Annotated in this window: 16 protein-coding genes; 14 read left to right on the top strand and 2 right to left on the bottom strand. The window is 35.4% G+C overall.

What is annotated here, in order from left to right:
• Positions 1-15 precede the first annotated feature (15 nt).
• The 6 genes from CXF67_RS06750 to CXF67_RS06775 all read left to right on the top strand — a co-directional run bounded on the left by CXF67_RS06750 (position 16) and on the right by CXF67_RS06775 (position 6761).
• Positions 16-1416 (top strand): arginine decarboxylase, encoded by a 1401-nt coding sequence (locus tag CXF67_RS06750; protein WP_102088058.1) that lies wholly within the window; start codon positions 16-18, stop codon positions 1414-1416.
• The gene (speB, locus tag CXF67_RS06755) at positions 1406-2281 is read left to right on the top strand and encodes an agmatinase (RefSeq protein ID WP_102088059.1); all 876 of its coding nucleotides are present in this window, start codon (positions 1406-1408) and stop codon (positions 2279-2281) included. The genes CXF67_RS06750 and speB overlap by 11 nt, the downstream gene beginning before the upstream one ends.
• 252 nt (positions 2282-2533) lie before the next feature.
• Positions 2534-2812 carry a four helix bundle protein gene (locus CXF67_RS06760; protein ID WP_308302176.1) on the top strand — a complete coding sequence of 93 codons (279 nt, stop codon included), beginning with the start codon at positions 2534-2536 and terminating at the stop codon, positions 2810-2812.
• A gap of 174 nt (positions 2813-2986) precedes the next feature.
• A complete protein-coding gene (locus CXF67_RS06765; RefSeq protein ID WP_102088060.1) occupies positions 2987-3955 on the top strand; it encodes a deoxyhypusine synthase family protein in 969 nt (322 codons plus the stop codon).
• Between the two features lie 239 nt (positions 3956-4194).
• Complete coding sequence (locus CXF67_RS06770; RefSeq protein WP_102088061.1) at positions 4195-5733, top strand: carbon-nitrogen hydrolase family protein; 1539 nt, start codon at positions 4195-4197, stop codon at positions 5731-5733.
• A 101-nt stretch (positions 5734-5834) separates the two neighbouring features.
• A complete protein-coding gene (locus tag CXF67_RS06775) occupies positions 5835-6761 on the top strand; it encodes a zinc metalloprotease (protein ID WP_102088062.1) in 927 nt (308 codons plus the stop codon).
• Between the two features lie 52 nt (positions 6762-6813).
• On the opposite strand, the gene CXF67_RS06780 is transcribed toward CXF67_RS06775, so the two are convergent.
• Positions 6814-7506 (bottom strand): zinc metallopeptidase, encoded by a 693-nt coding sequence (locus CXF67_RS06780; RefSeq protein WP_102088063.1) that lies wholly within the window; start codon positions 7504-7506, stop codon positions 6814-6816.
• Between the two features lie 63 nt (positions 7507-7569).
• The gene (locus CXF67_RS06785; RefSeq protein WP_102088064.1) at positions 7570-8091 is read right to left on the bottom strand and encodes a DUF5004 domain-containing protein; all 522 of its coding nucleotides are present in this window, start codon (positions 8089-8091) and stop codon (positions 7570-7572) included.
• Positions 8092-8260: 169 nt separating this feature from the next.
• Here CXF67_RS06785 and rplM point away from each other — a divergent pair, with 169 nt between their 5' ends.
• From rplM to CXF67_RS06825, 8 genes are all read left to right on the top strand, one after another.
• Positions 8261-8716 (top strand): 50S ribosomal protein L13, encoded by a 456-nt coding sequence (gene rplM / locus CXF67_RS06790; protein ID WP_015024665.1) that lies wholly within the window; start codon positions 8261-8263, stop codon positions 8714-8716.
• Entirely contained in the window at positions 8717-9103 is a 387-nt protein-coding gene (gene rpsI / locus CXF67_RS06795) for a 30S ribosomal protein S9 (protein WP_102088065.1), read from the top strand. It abuts the gene before it with no gap.
• A 161-nt stretch (positions 9104-9264) separates the two neighbouring features.
• Positions 9265-10206, top strand: a complete 942-nt coding sequence (gene rpsB, locus CXF67_RS06800) for a 30S ribosomal protein S2 (protein ID WP_102088066.1) — start codon at positions 9265-9267, stop codon at positions 10204-10206.
• 74 nt (positions 10207-10280) lie between these two features.
• Positions 10281-11102 (top strand): translation elongation factor Ts, encoded by an 822-nt coding sequence (tsf, locus tag CXF67_RS06805; RefSeq protein ID WP_102088103.1) that lies wholly within the window; start codon positions 10281-10283, stop codon positions 11100-11102.
• Positions 11103-11235: 133 nt separating this feature from the next.
• The gene (gene pyrH / locus CXF67_RS06810; protein ID WP_102088067.1) at positions 11236-11943 is read left to right on the top strand and encodes a UMP kinase; all 708 of its coding nucleotides are present in this window, start codon (positions 11236-11238) and stop codon (positions 11941-11943) included.
• A gap of 11 nt (positions 11944-11954) precedes the next feature.
• Positions 11955-12509, top strand: a complete 555-nt coding sequence (frr, locus tag CXF67_RS06815) for a ribosome recycling factor (protein ID WP_102088068.1) — start codon at positions 11955-11957, stop codon at positions 12507-12509.
• Positions 12510-12543: 34 nt separating this feature from the next.
• Positions 12544-14847, top strand: a complete 2304-nt coding sequence (locus CXF67_RS06820; protein ID WP_102088069.1) for a DUF5686 family protein — start codon at positions 12544-12546, stop codon at positions 14845-14847.
• 56 nt (positions 14848-14903) lie between these two features.
• Complete coding sequence (locus CXF67_RS06825; RefSeq protein ID WP_102088070.1) at positions 14904-17318, top strand: efflux RND transporter permease subunit; 2415 nt, start codon at positions 14904-14906, stop codon at positions 17316-17318.
• Positions 17319-17391 lie beyond the last annotated feature (73 nt).

Genomic DNA, 17391 nt, shown 5'->3' on the forward strand with positions numbered 1-17391 from the left:
ATTTACCTGCTATAAATGAATACAAAGTACATTGACCTCATAAGTCAAACTTATCAATTTCCTCAAGAAGAATTTCAACTTAAAAACGATCACCTGACCTTTCACGACATCGATTTGATGGAATTGGTAGAAAAATACGGAGCTCCCCTAAAATTTACGTACTTACCAAAGATTTCTGAAAACATTCACAGGGCTCAAAAGTGGTTTAAAGATGCTATAGAAAAGCACAATTACAAGGCAACTTACAATTATTGCTATTGCACCAAAAGTTCTCATTTTAAACATGTTCTAGATGAAGCCCTTAAAAATGATATTCATATAGAAACATCATCAGCATTTGATATAGATATTGTCAATAGTTTAAAGGAAAGGGGTAAAATCACCAAAGACACTTATGTCATTTGCAATGGCTTTAAGAGAGATCAATATGTCGCTAATATTGCTAATCTCATCAATAATGGACATCAGAATTGTATTCCAGTGATTGATAACTATGAGGAAATCGATTTGTTAACCAAGGCGATTGATAAAGATTTTAAAATAGGTATTCGAATTGCATCAGAGGAAGAACCAAAGTTTGAGTTTTATACCTCAAGGTTAGGAATAGGCTATAAAAATATTATTCCGTTTTACGAAGATCAAATCAAAAACAATGATCAAGTGGAGTTGAAAATGCTTCATTTCTTTATCAATACAGGAATAAGGGATAATGCGTATTATTGGAATGAACTTCAGAAGTGTTTACGTGTATATACTCGCCTAAAAAAGGTATGCCCAAGTTTAGATAGTCTCAATATTGGTGGTGGTTTTCCTATAAAAAACTCACTGGCCTTTGAATATGATTACCAATATATTATTGAAGAGGTCGTTGGTCAAATTAAATTAACTTGCGAAGAAGAGGAAGTGCCCGTCCCTCATATTTTTACGGAATTTGGAAGTTTTACGGTAGGTGAAAGTGGAGGTGCCATTTATGAAGTCCTTTATCAAAAACAACAAAATGATCGTGAAAAATGGAATATTATTAATTCTTCTTTTATCACAACTTTACCGGATTCTTGGGCGATTAGTAAGCGTTTTATTATGCTAGCTTTAAACCGTTGGAACGATAAATACGAAAGAGTCCTACTGGGCGGCCTAACCTGTGACAGTGATGATTATTACAATTCGGAACAACATGTAAATGCTATTTATTTACCTAAGTATGAAAAGGGAAACCCCCTATATATAGGCTTTTTCAACACTGGAGCCTATCAAGAAACCATAGGTGGTTTTGGCGGATTACAGCATTGTCTGATTCCAAGTCCAAAACATATTTTAATTCAAAAGAACGATGACGGAAGTCTGTCAACGAAACTATTTAGTGAACAACAAAAAAGTGAAGATTTACTCAAAATTTTAGGTTATCATGGCGTTTAAAACAAATTATGCAGGAATTCCAGACAAGTATGCCCGTATCGACGAGGCGAAAGTTATTTTAATTCCAGTTCCTTATGATGGAACAAGCTCTTGGCAAAAAGGAGCAGATAAAGGCCCTGAGGCTTTTTTAAAAGCTTCGGAAAATATGGAGTTGTACGATATTGAAACCCGTACTGAAGTTTATAAAAAGGGCATTTATCTTGCGCCAGCAGTTTCAGAGAATAGCTCTCCTGAAAAAATGGTTGAGGCTGTGCATAAAACCACTAAGAATTATATCAATCAAGATAAATTCGTCACTATTTTTGGAGGTGAACATTCGGTTTCAATAGGAACCATAAGGGCTTTTCATGAACATTTTCCAGACCTTACTGTTCTTCAATTAGATGCTCATGCAGACTTGAGGCCCTCTTACGAAGGGAGCACCTTTAATCATGCTTGTGCTCTTCATGAAGCTAGCAAAAAAGGGAACCTTCTTCAAGTAGGTATTCGGTCTATGGATGTTTCTGAAGTAGAACATATGGACGAAAATCGCGTTTACTTTGCTCATGACTTATATGAGGATTGGACTGAAGATGCCATTGGGCAAATGACCCCTAATGTTTTTATCACGATAGATCTAGACGCTTTTGATCCTTCTATTATGCCTTCTACAGGAACTCCCGAGCCAGGTGGACTTTTTTGGTATGAGACTTTAGAATTCTTAAAAGAAATTTTCAAAAAGAAAAATGTGGTCGGATTTGATATTGTCGAGCTCTGTCCCAATGAAAAGGATAAATCTTCAGACTTTCTTGCTGCGAAACTTTATTATAAAATGTTGAGCTATAAGTTTAAATATGAAGATGGATATAAAGAGGATGAGGATTGATTTTACTCGGATGTAGAAGAATAAAGATTTTTAGAGCAAAGAAGAACAAATAGATGAGAATAAAGACGGTAGAACAGAGACGTTAGAATATAGAATAAGGAGTTTACCCGGATGGTGAAGAAAAAAGAGCATAGATTTTTAAATAAGCAATAAATATTGAATAGTAAATTTTTTTAAAATGGCTAAAAGGCATAACTATAAAATTTAAATATTTGGAAGTTAGGTCTTGAGATTGCTTTTGAAGTATCCGATATGATAAAAAAGTTTCCTCCTACAGAAAGATTTGCTTTGTCCGATCAGATAAATCGGTGTTCTATTTCCATACCCAGTAATATCGCAGAAGGTTCTGCTGGAAGTCAAAAAAGTTTTAAGCATTATATCAATATTTCAATCGGGTCTTCTTTTGAACTTATTACTCAACTTATCATTGCAAAGCATAGATTATATATTACTGAAACAGAATTTGAAGCCATAGAAAACAAAATTGAGCATTTTCAAAGAATGGCTTCAGGTTTTCAGAATCAGCTTTGAGGCGGTAGAAGAATATAGAGAAGAGGGCATAGAGTCTTAGAACAAAGAAAATGGAGAATAGATCAGAGAGATTATAGGTAATTTAAAAACATGTTTTAACCATCATAGAAAAGTCTATTCTCTTAGAGTCAATGTTCTTTTTTCTAAATTTAAAATATAACAAAATCAAATACTATGGGTAAACCTATTACAGACTTTATTGAAAAGTACTTTCTCCATTTTAATGCGGCAAGCCTAGTAGATGCTGCTAAAGCATACGAAAAGCAATTGGAGGGAGGGTCAAAGATGTTGGTTTCTTTAGCTGGGGCAATGAGTACAGCTGAACTTGGCAAAATATTTGCTGAGATGATTCGTCAGGACAAGGTGCATATCATTTCTTGTACTGGGGCTAATTTAGAAGAAGACGTCATGAACTTGGTGGCTCATTCTCATTATAAGCGTGTTCCAGAATACAGAGACCTAACCCCTCAAGATGAGTGGAATTTATTAGAAAAAGGTTTAAATAGAGTTACCGACACCTGTATTCCAGAAGAAGAGGCCTTTAGACGTATAGAGAAGCATATTGTAAAAATTTGGAAAGAGGCTGAAGCTAAAGGAGAACGCTATTTGCCTCATGAGTATTTGTATAAACTTCTGCTTTCTGATGTTTTGGAGGAGCACTACGAAATCGATCTTAAAGATTCTTGGATGTATGCAGCTGCGGAAAAGAACCTGCCTATTGTAGTTCCAGGATGGGAAGATAGTACGATGGGGAATATATTTGCGAGCTATGTTATGAAAGGAGAGCTTAAAGCGTCTACGGTTAAATCTGGGATTGAGTATATGACGTTCCTAGCCGATTGGTATACCGAAAATTCTAAACAAGGTATAGGGTTTTTCCAGATTGGTGGCGGTATTGCTGGTGATTTTCCGATTTGTGTAGTCCCAATGCTTTACCAAGACATGGAAAGAACCGATACTCCTTTTTGGAGCTATTTCTGTCAAATATCAGATTCAACCACAAGTTATGGGTCGTATTCTGGAGCAGTTCCTAATGAGAAAATCACTTGGGGAAAACTGGATATGAATACTCCGAAATTTATTATTGAAAGTGACGCTACTATAGTAGCGCCATTAATTTTTGCTTACCTTCTAGAGATGTAATTTTAGTTATCCTCCTTGCTAACCCTGCTTAATGCCAATTTATTTATGTGACATTATATATTTAATTTGGTACAAGACCTTCAGAACTCATCTTCACTATTGATCTCGGTTTTAAATGGAAGGTTATTTTGATGTTTATTTCCTGAGGGCTTATAATTAACTTTGCACTAAATCTATTTAATTTTTTTTGTTAAGATTTTCTTCTGAAATTGATTGGTATTAACCCAAATTACTTGTATATGTCCACAGAGAATTCTCCCAAAATTGAACAAATTGAGTTAAAATATCTCTCCTTAAAAGATTTTGAAGCCTTAAAAGAAGTCTTTATTGAAATTTATGGTGATGCTCCAGATGCGTATTGGAAAAAGGATGAGTTGAGGGGTTTGATCGATGTTTTTCCTGAAGGCCAAGTGGTGATTTTAATCAATGGAGATTTAGCTGGTTGTGCTTTTTCGATAATAGTAGACTATGGAAAGTTGTCTGATCACCATACTTACGATGATATTGCTGGGGATAGAAAATTTAAAAACCACACGGAATTTGGGGATATGCTTTATGGAATTGATGTTATCATAAAAAAAGAATATCGAGGTTTAAAGCTTGGAAGACGTCTTTACGATTACAGGAAAGAATTGACGGAGCAGCTTAACCTCAAGGGAATTGTCTTTGGTGGGCGAATCCCTAATTATTATAAGGTTTCTCATGAAATCACTCCCAAAGAGTACATTCAAAAAGTGAGAACTAAGGAAATAGACGATCCCGTTTTGAATTTCCAATTGTCCAACGACTTTAGGCCTGTCCGGATCTTATCTAACTATCTAGATGGAGACAAAGACTCTAAGGAATATGCAGTTCTTATGCAGTGGGACAATATCTATTATGAGAAACAAACCAAAGTTCCTACCAACCAAAAAAGCGAAGTAAGACTTGGGTTGGTGCAATGGCAGATGCGCTCCTACAGCAGCTTGGAAGAATTACTTCATCAGGTTGAGTATTTTGTAGAATCGCTTTCGGGTTACCGATCGGATTTTGCTTTGTTTCCGGAGTTTTTTAATGCGCCTTTGATGTCGAAGTATAATCACTTGAGCGAGCCTGAGGCGATTAGAGAATTGGCTAAGTACACCGAGCCTATTAAAAATAAAATGTCCGAATTATCTATTGCTTATAATATTAATATTATTTCAGGGAGTATGCCTGAAGTGATTAGCCACAAGCTATATAATGTTGGCTATTTGTGTAAGAGAGATGGCAGTACAGAGCGCTATGAGAAGATACATGTTACTCCAGACGAAGCCAAGATTTGGGGTATGCAAAAAGGAAGTGAGTTTAAGGTTTTTGATACCGATTGCGGTAAAATAGGGATCTTGATTTGTTATGATGTCGAGTTTCCCGAGCTTTCTAGGATTTTGGCTAAAGAAGGGATGGATATTCTTTTTGTTCCTTTCCTCACGGACACTCAAAATGGATTTTCTCGAGTTAAACTTTGCGCTCAAGCTAGAGCAGTAGAAAATGAATGCTATGTGGCTATAGCAGGAAGTGTAGGTAATTTACCTAAGGTCCATAATATGGATATTCAATACGCTCAGTCCGCAGTCTTCACCCCTTCAGATTTTGCGTTTCCTAGTGATGGGATCAAAGCTCAGACTACGCCAAATACAGAAATGATATTGATTGCCGATGTAGACCTATTGGCTTTAAGAGAACTCCATAACTTTGGGAGTGTCAGAAATCTAATGGATATTAGAAACGACATGTATACGTTGACTAGAAAGGAGTAGGGTTTTAATTTCTTGTTATTTTCAATTTGATAAAGGGTATAACGTTGGGTTTTATAGATTGATCTCTTTTCTGTATTTTAGTCATTATTAAACGATGAATTATGCATTGGACATTGAAGAATTTAGGGTTTCTTTTACTGAGTCTCATTCTCGGGTCTCCTGCTTCTGAAGAGAATACAGATGGAGATTGTTTATACGATTTGAGTGAAATTGTAGGGTTTTCTCAAATGACTTGCAAGCCAGATCCGAATTACAGTTATTCCACAGATCCAGACTACTTAAACAACTTTTCAGAATTAATTGTGCCTTTAGTGTTTTGGGGAATTAATCAAGATGATGGAAGCAATGATGATTTTTTGACCGAATCTAAAGTTCGAGAGTCGGTAGATCTTTTAAATTCTGCTTTCGCAGACATGAAGATTTGTTTTATACTTCAAGAATTGAAGTATGTCAATGACTCTGAAATCTATTGGACAGATTATTACAAGTTTAATAAATATATCCGTGAAAACGACTATTCCAAACCTGCAGCTTTAAATGTTTATATCCCCTACAGATTTACTAATAACAATAATAGCTTAAGGGGAGGGAAATGGTCCACAAATCAATTTTCAGTTAATATGCTAAATTATAATACAGGTATTCTTCCTCACGAAGTGGGTCATATTTTTGGGTTATCACATACACATGCTGGAGCAAAAGCAGTTAACTGTGAGCATGTAACTAGAAATGAAGAAGATCCAGATTACAATGCTAGATGCTCTGGAGATAGGGTAACAGATACTAACGCCATACCAAGTCTTTATGGTAAGTTTCACTTAATAGACACCCAATGTGGTTACATTGGAAATCTAGTGGACTGTAAAGGAACACCTTATACGATTTCAGAACAAGACGTACGCAACTTTATGGCTTACACTCAGCATTCCTGCAGATCCCTATTCACGGTTGGTCAAGGTATAAGAGTAAGGGAGTTTATAAAAAACAAAAGAGCTTTAAAAAAGTTGGAGTTTGTGAGCGATAAATAAAACAGGCGTGTTGAGTTTTCAATACGCCTATTCTAGCAATAGTAAGATAACTCTAGTCTCTTCCTAGATAAACACTTATGAAATATAATAAAGTAGCTAACGAACCTATTGCTGCAACTACATAAGTTCTAGCAGCCCATTTTAAAGAATCTTCAGACATTTTGTACTCTTCTTGATTCACTATATTGTGATCTTTCAGCCAAGCAAGCGCTCTATTGCTAGCATCATATTCTACAGGTAATGTAATAAAACTAAAAAGAGTTCCCAGTCCAAACATGATAATTCCAGCTAGTAAAACCATTTGGCCAACACCTGCAGAAACCATAGTCATTAATATAAGACCTCCAAAAATGACCCATTGGCTCCACTGTGAAGCTACACTCACAAGGGGAACAAGTTGGCTTCTCATTTCCAGCCAAGAGTAAGCTTTAGCATGTTGTACAGCATGACCTACTTCGTGAGCAGCAACAGCTGCTGCTGCTGCATTTCTTTCGTTGTAAACGCTTTCGCTGAGGTTGATTGTTTTTTTGGTGGGATGATAATGATCGGTTAATTGTCCTGGTGTTGAAATGACTTTCACATCATAGATATGATGATCTTCTAGCATTTTCTTGGCGATTTCTGCACCACTCATTCCATTCTGAAGTTGAATTTTAGAATATTTTTTAAATTTTTTCTTTAGTGTGTTACTCACGTACCAGCTCATAAGTAATATGGCTCCAATTAATATATAGTATCCCATCATTTTGTTATAGTTTTTATAATAAATATTTTATCAAAAGTTTGACCAAAACCTCATTTGTCATGTCTATTTTTCAAATATAAATTCCAAAGTTTCTAGATCTGCATTTTCATTATCACTAGTCCCAAGATCAAGATATTCGTTCACCTGAGCTCTAGTAATAGTAAATTTTAAAAGGTCGTTGTCAAGCTGGACAGAAACACGTTCTGTTGTTGTAGAATTATCGATGGTGGTAGTGGCTGTCAAAGTCCCATTTTCTAAACTATAACTACCTGTGTTAAGAGTGTCTATGCAGCTTAACTCATCGTTATTTTCTCCTCTAAAATCAAGTTTTGGATAAATAAAAGTATAGGTGTCATTTTCAAAATTAAGTGCCATACTTGAAAAGCAATCGGTTTCAAGCCTTAGATTTGTATTTGAAATTCCATCGTTATTTAGGTCTGTAGGTTCATTTGCATTTAGTTCAACTAAAAACCAATCCCCTTGAATATCACTTTGGGATAATGCTTGAGGAGGGTTATCGTCCTTGCTACATCCCAAAAGAATAAAGCTTACTAAAAAGGTGGAAACACACTTTAATAATTTCATAAGTCAATTTCTTATGAGCTAAAGTACTATCTAAATACTTGAAAATAAATACACTTAACAAAATATTCTAGAGCATACCTTGCTATATAAATTTATAATCGTAAATTTGCAAACTTATTTTCATGACATTGAAAGTAAAAGGAATGTTTAATTATTTAAAAATTTAAGTGTGGATACATTAAGTTACAAAACGGTTTCTACCAACAAATCAACTGCAGATAAGCAATGGGTTGTTGTAGACGCCGCCGGACAATCTCTTGGACGTGTATCTTCTATTGTTGCCAAATTTTTGAGAGGTAAGTACAAACCTAGTTTTAGCCCTCATGTAGACTGTGGAGACAACGTAATTGTTGTTAACGCTGAAAAAGTCAACTTGACAGGTAAAAAGTGGGACTCAAAAAATTATATCCGATATACAGGATATCCAGGTGGACAAAGAAGTTTAACAGCTCAAGAAGTATTTGACAAGAGCCCAGAGCGTCTTGTTGAAAAATCTGTAAAGGGAATGCTGCCTAAAAACAAATTAGGTTCAGCATTGTTTAGAAATCTTCGAGTCTTTACAGGCGAGGAGCACAGTTTAAGTGCTCAAAAACCAAAAGAAATTAATATAAACGAACTAGTGTAAATGGAGACAATTCACAAAATTGGCCGTAGAAAAACAGCCGTAGCTAGAGTTTATCTTTCTGAGGGTAAAGGTGAAATTACAGTTAACAAGAAAAAAGTTAGCGAGTATTTTACAACAGGACCTTTGCTTTATAAAATAAATCAAGCCCTTATATTGACAGGGAATGAGGATAGATTTGATATCAATGTAAATGTCTTTGGTGGAGGTATCACCGGACAAGCAGAAGCTATCAGACTTGCCTTATCCAGAGCAATGTGCGAGCTAGACCCAGAAAATAGAACTACTCTAAAACCAGAAGGATTACTAACTAGAGATCCTAGAATGGTTGAGCGTAAAAAATTCGGTCAGAAAAAGGCAAGAAAGAAATTCCAATTCTCAAAACGTTAATCGAGAATTTCCTTCACAAATTGAAATTATTAACAGTTCAATTTTTTGTTGTTATCTGGATTGCAAACCCAGAGTTAGTTTAGCATCTAAATGAATAAGGTCATTATTAATCGTAACTTATTTATTGCTATCCCAACAGAAGAACGTAAACTAAAACAAAAATGGCAAACCCAATAGTAGTCAAAGATTTACTTGACGCTGGTGTACATTTCGGACACCTTACCAGACGATGGAATCCAAACATGGCTCCCTATGTATACATGGAGCGTAATGGTATTCACATCATCAACCTTTACAAAACAGTTGCTAAAATGGAAGAAGCTGGAGAAGCTCTTTCTAAAATTGCAGCAAGCGGAAGAAAAATACTTTTCGTCGCTACCAAAAAACAAGCTAAAGAAATTGTAGCTCAAGAATCTCAAAGAGCTCAGATGCCTTACATCACTGAAAGGTGGCCTGGTGGGATGTTGACAAATTTTGTCACCATTAGAAAATCAGTCAAAAAAATGGCAACTGTAGACCGTATGAAAAAAGACGGAACTTTCAATTCTCTTTCTAAAAAGGAAAGATTGCAAGTTGACAGGATGAGAGCTAAACTTGAGAAAAACTTGGGGTCTATTTCAGAAATGTCTAGATTACCTGCAGCAATATTCGTTGTAGATACTTTAAGAGAACATATTGCGGTAAAAGAAGCACAAAAATTAAACATTCCTGTTTTTGCATTGGTAGATACTAACTCTAATCCTAGAGATGTAGATTATGCTATCCCTGCTAATGACGATGCTTCAAAATCTATCCATAAAGTTATGTCTTATATGACAGACTCTATTCTTGAAGGTTTAAACGAACGTAAAGACGGTAAAGACAGTGGAGAAGACAAACCTGCTAAAGCTAAAAAAGAAGCTAATGCTGATGAGAAGCCAGCTAAAGCTGAGAAAAAAGCAACAGCAGTAGAAAAAGCTCCTGAAAATAAAGCTAAAGAAGAAACTAATACTGAAGCCCAACCAGCAAACGCTGAAGAAAAAGCGGCAGTAGTAGAAGAAGTTCCAACTGAGAAAGCTGAGCCCAAAAAACCAGCTGGAGAAGAGAATAAAGCTTCAGAATAAAATAGACTAAACTATAAAAAGTCGCTTAGGTTTATGCTTAAGCGACTTTCATGTTAACACAAAATACATATATCATGGCAAAAATTACGGCTGCTGAAGTCAATAAGCTAAGAAAAAGCACTGGTGCTGGAATGATGGATTGTAAAAAAGCTCTTGTAGAAAGCGAGGGTGATTTTGACAAGGCTATCGAAATTTTAAGAAAAAGAGGTCAAAAAGTAGCAGCAAAAAGAGCCGATCGAGATTCTTCTGAAGGTGCTGTTATTGCTTCTGTAAACGATGATGCTACTAAAGGTGCAATCGTTTCTTTAAACTGTGAAACTGATTTCGTTGCAAAAAACGATTCATTTACAAAAATGGCTAATGATTTCGCAAGCTTAGCACTTGGTGTTGAGACGAAAGAAGAGTTGCTTAAACTAGATTACAACGGAATTACAGTTGAAGAAAAATTAACTGAACAAACCGGAGTCATTGGGGAGAAAATTGAAATTGGAGATTTTAGAATTTTAAAAGCAGCGTTTGTTGGGTCTTATATCCATGCTGGTAATAAAATCGCAGTTTTAACAGGTCTCTCTAAGTCTGTTGAAGGTGCAGGAGAGGTTGCTAAAGAAGTTTCTATGCAAGCTGCTGCCATGAATCCAGTAGCACTAAACGAGGCAGGTGTCGATCAAACTACAATAGATAAAGAGATTGAAATTGCAAAAGATCAATTGAGGCAAGAAGGGAAACCTGAAAATATGCTAGACAAAATTGCTGAAGGAAAAATCAAGCGTTTCTTTAAAGACAATACTCTTGTAAATCAAGATTTTATCAAGGACAATAAAACGTCTGTTGCCCAACACGTTAAAACATTGGGTGATGTTGAAATTGTAGCTTTTGAAAGAGTTGCTTTAGGATAATCTTATAGAACATTCACAAAAAAGCCCTTTCGTATTTACGGAAGGGCTTTTTGTGTGTAAAAATGAAGAACATAACTCATTTATCAGAATAAGATAATCCCTATATTTGCAAAACTTTATTTAAAAATTTATTATGCATTATAAACGTGTTTTACTCAAACTCTCTGGAGAAGCTCTTATGGGCAATCGTAACTATGGAATTGATCCTAAGCGATTAGACGATTACGCTAAGGAGATTAAAAGTATAATCAATAAAGGGGTGGAAGTTGCGATTGTAATAGGTGGTGGTAATATTTTTAGGGGTATAGCTGGAGCTAGCAAAGGTATGGATCGGGTTCAAGGGGACAATATGGGCATGCTTGCTACTGTAATTAACGGCCTTGCTTTACAAAGCTCTTGTGAAGATAATGGAATGCAAACTAGGTTACAGTCTGCCATTAAAATCAATGAAGTTGCAGAACCTTTTATAAGACGTAAAGCGATAAGACACCTAGAAAAAGGAAGAGTAGTTATTTTTGGTGGAGGAACGGGCAATCCATATTTTACAACAGATTCTGCTGCTGTGCTCAGGGCTATAGAAATGGAAGCGGATGTGATTTTGAAAGGAACTCGAGTAGACGGTATTTACACATCAGATCCAGAAAGCAATACTGATGCTACAAAATTTGATTTTATCAGTTTTGATGATGTATTAAAAAAAGGCTTGAAAGTGATGGATACCACTGCATTTACCTTGAGCCAAGAAAATAAATTACCCATCATAGTGTTTGATATGAACACCCCAGGAAATTTATTGAGAATTATCTCTGGAGAAAATATTGGAACTAAAGTTAATTTATAGAATTAAATGTTATGAATGAAGAAATAGAATTTATTATAGATAGCACCAAAGAATCCATGGAGCAAGCTATACAACATTTAAGAAAACAGTTGGCAAGCATTAGAGCAGGGAAAGCAAATCCTTCGATGCTATCTTCGGTAATGGTTCAATACTATGGGGCTAAAACACCTATAAGTCAAGTGAGTAATATCAATACTCCAGATGCCAGGACGTTGACCATCCAACCCTTTGAAAAAAGTATTATTAAAGATATTGAAAAGGGTATCATGAATGCTAATTTAGGATTTAACCCAATGAACAATGGGGAAAGTGTTATCATAAACGTACCTCCACTAACAGAAGAAAGGCGTCTTCAACTTTCTAAAAAAGCCAAAGCTGAAGCTGAGGAGGCAAAAATTGGTGTTAGAAACGACAGGAGAAATGCTATGAATGAGATTAAAAAAGCAGACTTTCCAGAAGATGTTCAAAAAGATACTGAAGACGATATACAGAAATTAACCGATTCTTTTATTGAAGAGATTGATAAAATCTACGTCAGTAAAGAAAAAGAAATCATGACCGTTTAATCTCAACGGACAATTCGTTTTATAAGTTCAGCATTTGAAAATTCAATATTTCTTCACGTTTTCACTATTCATCTTTGTGTTGAGCTCCAATGCTCAATCTATAGTTTCAGGAAAAATTGTTGAAAACACAAAAAAAGAGTCCCCCATCTCTAACGCTGTTTTGATGACCAATCAACAGCGTTATTTTTTTTCCAACCATGCGGGAGAGTTTAGATTTAAATTGAATCCCAGTGAGCATGTCGACCAAATCTTGGCGAAAGGCTTTTTGGCTTATAATCAGGAAAATCTCTCTTCCCTTATCAAAATGCAACCTTCAGAAGCCTCAACAGGAACACTTCTTAAAGGGTCAAAAATAGCTGAAGTAACCAAACGGCAGGTGGCTTCTATGAACTTTAAGTTCAAGAGTTTTAGTAAGACGGTAATCAGTAACGGAGCTCCAGATTTTGTATTAAGAAAAGACTTGGATTTTAGATTAACTCAGAGTAGAGGTCTTCAGCAAAAAATAAATGCAATAGGAGTAGAAGGTCTTGAAGGGGTAGTTCCACAAATGGTAAATAAAGACATCTATTTTTTTAATTGGTTTCAAACTTATATTAAAATTTTCGAAGAGCAATTTGTCTCTCCCTTTAATACCTTGAGCAAAGCCAATTATAAATTTTATTCGATTTATGAAGATACTCAAGTAGAAATCATTAGCGTTGAGCCCCTATTAAAAGGATTTCAAAGATCGTTTAAAGGAGTGCTGGTTTTAGATAAATCCTCCTTGAAATTCAAAAAAATTCAAGTTACTCTCGATGCAGATTACAAGTTGACGCTGTCGACAGAATTTGATGATAAATTAGGATTACCAGTATCCACAGAGCTATCCATTTCGACAGGAGATGGAGGGAAAAAAGTATCATTTTTTGAAGGAGGTTTAGATTTTGGACGTATCCAAAAGAAAAATCCTAAACAAGATAAGGCTGAATTAGTCCACCAGCAGATTTACTTTGATTATAAAAGCGGAGATACTATAACTCCTTTCCCTAAGCAACTAAGTAAAATCCTTGAGGATCGAGATTATACTGTTCCATATGCGTATTGGGAGGAATTGAATTATGACTTCATAAAAGGAAAAGCTCTTGATACATCAGCTTTAAGGCTATATGTCAGCAAGGAAAATGTAAAGAATCGAGTTAAGAGAATTTCAGCATTTGATGCAGGCTATTTTCCTATAGGTAGTGTCGATGTGGATCTAACACGCTTAATTAAGCTAAATAATTACGAAGGCTTGCGTCTTGGGTTAGGTTTACAGACCAATCAATCTTTTTCTGAAAAGTATAGGGTAGGTGGGTTTACAGCCTATGGAACTCAAGATGGTAATTTTAAATATGGACTCAATGTGGGGAAATTACTCAATGCTGATACAAGCACATGGCTAAATGCTTTTTACGATAACGATATTGAAGAAGTCGGTGCTAATAGTTATCTTACAGACCAACGCGTCTATTCCCTCTTTGAACCGAGACTCGTTAATATCACTTTTTTTTATAAGTATAAAAAATACGGGCTAAGTTTGCAGCACAACTTTACACCACAATTGATGTCGGAGTTAAAAGTCGATAAAAATAATATCTCTCAAACACGAGCATATGCTTTTGAAAACGATGGGAATTTATTTGAGAATTATAATTTAACCACAGCGACTTTTGGGTTGAGGTGGACGCCCAACACTACCTATTCTAAAGTTGGTGAAAGAATCTATATCGATGATGAATTCACCCCAGAAATTACGGCACAGCTAAGCCAAAGTATTGAAGGGGTTTTGGACGGTGACTTTAGTTTTACAAAGCTTAGTGCAAAAATAGATTATGATTTTCAACACAGTTGGGGGAGTCTATCTAGCATAGAACTTGGAGGTGATCTGGGATTTGGCGATATCCCTTTAATGCATACGTTTCACGCCTTCCCTAATAGTCCAAATAAGCCGACAGTGTTGAATAGATTTTCAGTAGCTGGTGTGAAAAGTTTTGAAACTATGTATTTCAACGAGTTTTTCAGTACCAAATTAGCAACGCTTCATCTTAAACATAGACTCGCTCCTTTTAAACTTTCGAATACGATCCAACCAGAATTAGTTTTAATTTCTCGACATGCTATTGGTGATTTCCAAAATCCAGAACTTCACCAAAATATTGCTTTCAACACCTTGTCCCAAGGGTATAATGAGGCGGGACTAGAAATTAATAAATTGTTTTTTGGGTTTGGTTTGAGTTTCGCCTATCGCTATGGTGCTTACCATTTGCCAGAATTTGAAGATAATCTTTCGCTTAAATTCACTTTCTATCTAAAGCTCTAATTTTGAAGCGGTTTACACATTTGATTTTTTACATTTGCAAACTCAGATTATAACTTATGCATAAGGTGTTTAGCTTTGGATTTTGGAATTTTATCGCTAGTAGGATTCTTAGGAATAGGATTGTCATTATTCTTATTCTACTAGGATTAACTGTATTTCTAAGTATGCAGTGGCAACATATTCAGTTTTCTTATTCTGAAGCTAATTTGCTTCCAGATGATGCTCCTATCAATCAACAGTACGCAGATTTTGAAGAGAAATTTGGATCTGATGGTAATGTGATTATGCTAGCCACAGATGACGAGGATTTATTTACGTTGGAAAAGTTTAAAGCTTGGAAAATACTATCAGATACTCTTGCTAGCTTTCCTGAGATAAAATCTGTTATTGGGATTCATAATCTTGAAGAATTGATAAAACTTGAAAATCCTAAGCGTTTTGAAATGCAACGGATTTTAAGCAAAAGTACTGATATTTCAAAACAACAACTGGAAGCTTACAGCAAGTCTCTTTTTACAGATTATCCTTTTTATGATGGATTGATTTTCAATTCTAAAAACAAAACAGTGCAAACTGTAGCGTATATGCAAGATAGCATAGTCAACGCTCAAGGACGTAAGGTGTTTATCATGGAGAAGTTTGTTCCCTTGATAGAGTCGTTTAAGAAAAACCACAATATCGAGCTTCATGTTTCTGGGATGCCCTACATACGAACTCTCAATTCGCAAAATATTGTAGATGAAATCCAATGGTTCGTATTAGCGGCTTTACTGGTAACCTCCTTTATATTTTTCTTCTTTTTTAGGTCATTTCGCGCCACATTAATTTCAATGTTAACCGTCATCATTGGTGTGATGTGGGCTTTTGGATTTATGGGTATTCTTGGTTTCGAAATTACGGTTTTAACGGCCGTTATCCCTCCACTTATTATCATTATAGGGATTCCTAACTGCATTTTCTTGATCAATAAATACCAGCATGAAATCAAAAAACATGGTAACCAGGCAAAGTCTCTTCAGCGTGTAATCACTAAAATTGGAAATGCTACACTGATGACCAATGTGACTACGGCTTCGGGATTTGCAACCTTCATTTTTACTCAAAGTGAATTATTAAAGGAGTTTGGGATATTAGCGTCCATCAACATTGTTGCCATTTTTATTTTGAGTCTTCTTATTATACCTATTATCTATAGTTACATGCCACTGCCCAATGATAAGCACTTAAGACATCTTGGTAAACAATGGATAGAACGCTTTGTAGAATGGATTGTGAAAATGGTAAGGGATAAGAGAATTACTATTTACTTTACTTCCGTAGCCGTTTTAGGGATAAGCATTATAGGTATTTTCAATATTAAAATTTCTGGTAGTTTACTGGAGGATATGCCACAAAATTCTGAATTCTTTAAGGATATTAAATTCTTTGAAGATAAGTTTGATGGGGTCTTACCATTAGAAATAATGATCAATACCAAAAGGCCTAAGAGTGTAATTAAGTTATCAACTTTGAAAAAGATGGATCAATTAGCCTCTGAAATTGATGATATAAAAGAACTTTCTGCTCCATTATCGGTTGTTAATCTGGCTAAATATTCCAAGCAAGCCTTTTACAATAACAACCCCAAGTACTACCAATTACCAACCTCTCAGGAGCAAACTTTTATGTCACCCTACATCAGAAGTATGGAAAATATGAAAGGAACTGGAATCAGTTCATATGTGGATTCAACAGGGCAATTTGCGAGGATGACTATGTTTATGAAGGATGTCACGACAGAGGAAATCAAAAAAATTGAAGATCAGCTCTTACCCGAAATTCAAAAGATATTTCCAGAAGACCGTTATGAAGTGACTATGACAGGAAAAGCTCTGATTTATCAAAAGGGGACACATTATTTAGTAGACAATTTAGTGTTATCTCTTTCCTTAGCGATTTTGCTTATTGCTCTATTTATGGCCTGGATTTTTCGTTCTTTTCGCATGATTTTGATTTCACTTATTCCTAATTTACTCCCTTTATTAATGACCGCTGGTATGATGGGTTTTCTGGGTGTCCCTATAAAGCCGTCTACAATTCTTGTCTTCAGTATAGCGTTTGGGATAAGCGTAGATGATACCATACATTTCCTGGCAAAATACAGGCAAGAGTTAAAGGCCAACCACTGGAAGATTAAGCGGTCTGTTTATTTAGCTTTAAGGGAAACTACTGTAAGTATGTTTTATACCTCTATCGTTTTATTTTTTGGTTTTTCAGTGTTTATGATCTCAAGTTTTGGAGGAACCGTTGCCCTAGGAGGCTTGGTTTCTGCAACGCTCCTTTTTGCTATGCTAGCCAATTTATTGCTTCTACCTTCACTATTATTGTCATTGGAACGGAGTATTGCCAACCAAAAAACAATGAAAGAGCCACAGATGCAAATCATTGATAATGATGTAGATGACTGTAAACCTAGCGATAACATTGATTAAATAGTTTTAAGTATTGCCTAATAAAACTTTATTTCTTGAATAGCAATTAATCAAAACAATTCTAATTTTCATT

Origin of the sequence: Psychroflexus sp. MES1-P1E (assembly GCF_002836055.1) — a bacterium.
Lineage (GTDB): Bacteria > Bacteroidota > Bacteroidia > Flavobacteriales > Flavobacteriaceae > Psychroflexus.